Origin of the sequence: Micromonospora sp. A200 (assembly GCF_029893845.1) — a bacterium.
Taxonomy (GTDB): domain Bacteria; phylum Actinomycetota; class Actinomycetes; order Mycobacteriales; family Micromonosporaceae; genus Micromonospora; species Micromonospora purpureochromogenes.
Genome location: NZ_JARXXY010000080.1, coordinates 1 through 4,862, shown reverse-complemented (window position 1 = coordinate 4,862; position 4,862 = coordinate 1). Strand labels below are relative to the sequence as shown.

The window sequence follows — 4,862 nt, the reverse complement described above, 5'->3', positions numbered from 1 at the left end:
TGCTGGGTGTTGTTCGTTTGTCGGGAGTTGCACAGTGGACGCGTAGCAGCTTTGTAGTCAAGTCCTCGGCCTATTAGTACCGGTCAACTGAACCCGTTACCGGGCTTACATTTCCGGCCTATCAACCCAGTCGTCTAGCTGGGGGCCTTACCCATCCGAAGATGGTGGGATACCTCATCTTGAAGCAGGCTTCCCGCTTAGATGCTTTCAGCGGTTATCCCTTCCGAACGTAGCTAACCAGCCGTGCCCCTGGCGGGACAACTGGCACACCAGAGGTTCGTCCGTCCCGGTCCTCTCGTACTAGGGACAGCCCTTCTCAAGTATCCTACGCGCACGGCGGATAGGGACCGAACTGTCTCACGACGTTCTAAACCCAGCTCGCGTACCGCTTTAATGGGCGAACAGCCCAACCCTTGGGACCTGCTACAGCCCCAGGATGCGACGAGCCGACATCGAGGTGCCAAACCATCCCGTCGATATGGACTCTTGGGGAAGATCAGCCTGTTATCCCCGGGGTACCTTTTATCCGTTGAGCGACACCGCTTCCACTCGCAAGTGCCGGATCACTAGTCCCGACTTTCGTCCCTGCTCGACCTGTCAGTCTCACAGTCAAGCTCCCTTGTGTACTTGCACTCAACACCTGATTGCCAACCAGGCTGAGGGAACCTTTGGGCGCCTCCGTTACCCTTTAGGAGGCAACCGCCCCAGTTAAACTACCCACCAGACACTGTCCCTGAACCGGATAACGGTCCGAAGTTAGATACCCAAATCAACCAGAGTGGTATTTCAAGATTGCCTCCACCCATACTGGCGTATGGACTTCACCGGCTCCCACCTATCCTACACAAGCTAATTCGGATACCAATGTCAAGCTATAGTAAAGGTCCCGGGGTCTTTCCGTCCTGCCGCGCGTAACGAGCATCTTTACTCGTAATGCAATTTCGCCGGGCCTGTGGTTGAGACAGTGGGGAAGTCGTTACGCCATTCGTGCAGGTCGGAACTTACCCGACAAGGAATTTCGCTACCTTAGGATGGTTATAGTTACCACCGCCGTTTACTGGCGCTTAAGTTCTCCGCTTCGCCCCGAAGAGCTAACAGGTCCCCTTAACGTTCCAGCACCGGGCAGGCGTCAGTCCATATACATCGAATTACTTCTTCGCATGGACCTGTGTTTTTAGTAAACAGTCGCTTCCCCCTGCTCTCTGCGGCCATACAACGCTCCACCCGCGTGGGGCTTCACGTCTCCGGCCCCCCTTCTCCCTAAGTTACGGGGGCAATTTGCCGAGTTCCTTAACCACAGTTCGCCCGATCGCCTCGGTATTCTCTACCTGACCACCTGTGTCGGTTTGGGGTACGGGCCGCTAAGAACTCGCTAGAGGCTTTTCTCGGCAGCATAGGATCACTGACTTCACCTGAATCGGCTCGGCATCACGTCTCAGCCTTCGTGCACCACGGATTTGCCTATGGTGCGGCCTACACGCTTACCCCGGCACAACCACCGGCCGGGCTCAGCTACCTTCCTGCGTCACCCCATCGCTTGACTACTACCCGCCAGGTTCCCACGCTCCCCGACAGCGACCCGAAGGTCACCACCGGTTCGGGTGGTTAGCACAGCGAGGTTCGTCAGGGTCGCTCTTTCGCGGGTACGGGAATATCAACCCGTTGTCCATCGACTACGCCTCTCGGCCTCGCCTTAGGTCCCGACTCACCCAGGGCGGATTAGCCTGGCCCTGGAACCCTTGGTCATCCGGCGGAAGGGTTTCTCACCCTTCTTTCGCTACTCATGCCTGCATTCTCACTCGTGCCGCGTCCACAACTGGGTCACCCCGCTGCTTCACCCGCGGCACGACGCTCCCCTACCCATCCACACACCTGCACAAGGAATCAAGTCCAAGCGAGGTTGAAATGTGAATGCCACAGCTTCGGCGGTGTGCTTGAGCCCCGCTACATTGTCGGCGCGGAACCACTTGACCAGTGAGCTATTACGCACTCTTTAAAGGGTGGCTGCTTCTAAGCCAACCTCCTGGTTGTCTATGCGACCCCACATCCTTTTCCACTTAGCACACGCTTAGGGGCCTTAGCTGGTGATCTGGGCTGTTTCCCTCTCGACTACGAAGCTTATCCCCCGCAGTCTCACTGCCGCGCTCTCACTTACCGGCATTCGGAGTTTGGCTGATTTCGGTAAGCTTGTGGGCCCCCTAGACCATCCAGTGCTCTACCTCCGGCAAGAAACACGCGACGCTGCACCTAAATGCATTTCGGGGAGAACCAGCTATCACGGAGTTTGATTGGCCTTTCACCCCTAACCACAGGTCATCCCCCAACTTTTCAACGTTGGTGGGTTCGGCCCTCCACGCGGTCTTACCCGCGCTTCAGCCTGCCCATGGCTAGATCACTCCGCTTCGGGTCTAGAGCATGCGACTGAATCGCCCTATTCAGACTCGCTTTCGCTACGGCTCCCCCACACGGGTTAACCTCGCCACATGCCACTAACTCGCAGGCTCATTCTTCAAAAGGCACGCCGTCACCCCGTAAGGCTCCGACGGATTGTAGGCGAACGGTTTCAGGTACTATTTCACTCCCCTCCCGGGGTACTTTTCACCATTCCCTCACGGTACTCGTCCGCTATCGGTCACCAGGAAGTATTTAGGCTTACCAGGTGGTCCTGGCAGATTCACGGCAGATTTCAGGGGTCCGCCGCTACTCGGGAACACCCACAGAAGGTCAGCAACTTTCACCTACCGGACTTTCACCGTCTACGGTCAGCCATTCCAGACTGTTCGACTAGCCACTGACTTTGTAACTCCTCGAACAAGTGTCAGCTTGTTCAGCGGGGTCCCACAACCCCGACCACGCAACCCCTGACAGGTATCACACGCAGCCGGTTTAGCCTCAATCCGCTTTCGCTCGCCACTACTCACGGAATCACTAAATTTGTTTTCTCTTCCTACGGGTACTGAGATGTTTCACTTCCCCGCGTTCCCTCCATACACCCTATGTGTTCAGGTGCAGGTGACACCACATGACTGGTGCCGGGTTTCCCCATTCGGACACCCTGGGATCACAGCTTGGTTGACAGCTCCCCCAGGCCTATCGCGGCCTCCCACGTCCTTCATCGGCTCCTGGTGCCAAGGCATTCACCGTTCGCCCTTGACAACTTGACCACAAAGATGCTCGCGTCCACTGTGCAATTCTCAACAAACGACCAACCCACAACCCGATCCGCCCCACACCAGCCCGACCAACGCCGGCGGTATGTGAGGCCAGGCCATGCCTGGCAGACTCCCGAAGCCTCAGCCTCGGACCAGTCTCTGAAAGACAACCATGGGTTGTTCTTTCAGGACCCAACAGGGTGCTCTACGTCCGTGCCCAGCCGCACCAGGACCCCGTTCCCACCACCCGAGGGTGGCTGTACTAGGAGGAACCCGGCCGTTGCCAGGACCAAACTCGCCAGTGTCTCCGCCATTGAGCACCCCGACCCGACATTCGCGGGCCGCGGGCTCCTTGCACCCTTTCAGGTGAAGGTGCTCCTTAGAAAGGAGGTGATCCAGCCGCACCTTCCGGTACGGCTACCTTGTTACGACTTCGTCCCAATCGCCAGCCCCACCTTCGACGGCTCCCTCCCACAAGGGGTTGGGCCACCGGCTTCGGGTGTTGCCGACTTTCGTGACGTGACGGGCGGTGTGTACAAGGCCCGGGAACGTATTCACCGCAGCGTTGCTGATCTGCGATTACTAGCGACTCCGACTTCACGGGGTCGAGTTGCAGACCCCGATCCGAACTGAGACCGGCTTTTTGGGATTCGCTCCACCTCACGGTATCGCAGCCCATTGTACCGGCCATTGTAGCATGCGTGAAGCCCTGGACATAAGGGGCATGATGACTTGACGTCATCCCCACCTTCCTCCGAGTTGACCCCGGCAGTCTTCGATGAGTCCCCGCCATAACGCGCTGGCAACATCGAACGAGGGTTGCGCTCGTTGCGGGACTTAACCCAACATCTCACGACACGAGCTGACGACAGCCATGCACCACCTGTGACCGCCCCCGAAGGACCTCACATCTCTGTGAGTTTTGCGGCCATGTCAAACCCAGGTAAGGTTCTTCGCGTTGCATCGAATTAATCCGCATGCTCCGCCGCTTGTGCGGGCCCCCGTCAATTCCTTTGAGTTTTAGCCTTGCGGCCGTACTCCCCAGGCGGGGCGCTTAATGCGTTAGCTGCGGCACAGGGAACCGGAGAGGCCCCCCACACCTAGCGCCCAACGTTTACAGCGTGGACTACCAGGGTATCTAATCCTGTTCGCTCCCCACGCTTTCGCTCCTCAGCGTCAGTATCGGCCCAGAGACCCGCCTTCGCCACCGGTGTTCCTCCTGATATCTGCGCATTTCACCGCTACACCAGGAATTCCAGTCTCCCCTACCGAACTCTAGCCTGCCCGTATCGACCGCAGGCTTGGGGTTGAGCCCCAAGTTTTCACGGTCGACGTGACAAGCCGCCTACGAGCTCTTTACGCCCAATAAATCCGGACAACGCTCGCGCCCTACGTCTTACCGCGGCTGCTGGCACGTAGTTGGCCGGCGCTTCTTCTGCAGGTACCGTCACTTACGCTTCGTCCCTGCTGAAAGAGGTTTACAACCCGAAGGCCGTCATCCCTCACGCGGCGTCGCTGCATCAGGCTTCCGCCCATTGTGCAATATTCCCCACTGCTGCCTCCCGTAGGAGTCTGGGCCGTGTCTCAGTCCCAGTGTGGCCGGTCGCCCTCTCAGGCCGGCTACCCGTCGTCGCCTTGGTAGGCCATCACCCCACCAACAAGCTGATAGGCCGCGAGCCCATCCCAGGCCGAAAAACTTTCCACCAAGCC

At 58.2% G+C, this 4,862-nt stretch carries 2 rRNA genes; both read right to left on the bottom strand.

Annotation, left to right across the window (positions count from 1 at the left end):
• Positions 1-53: 53 nt before the first annotated feature.
• Positions 54-3,164 (bottom strand): 23S ribosomal RNA (locus tag M2302_RS32915).
• Positions 3,165-3,535: 371 nt separating this feature from the next.
• Positions 3,536-4,862, bottom strand: a 16S ribosomal RNA gene (locus tag M2302_RS32910); the annotation flags it as partial.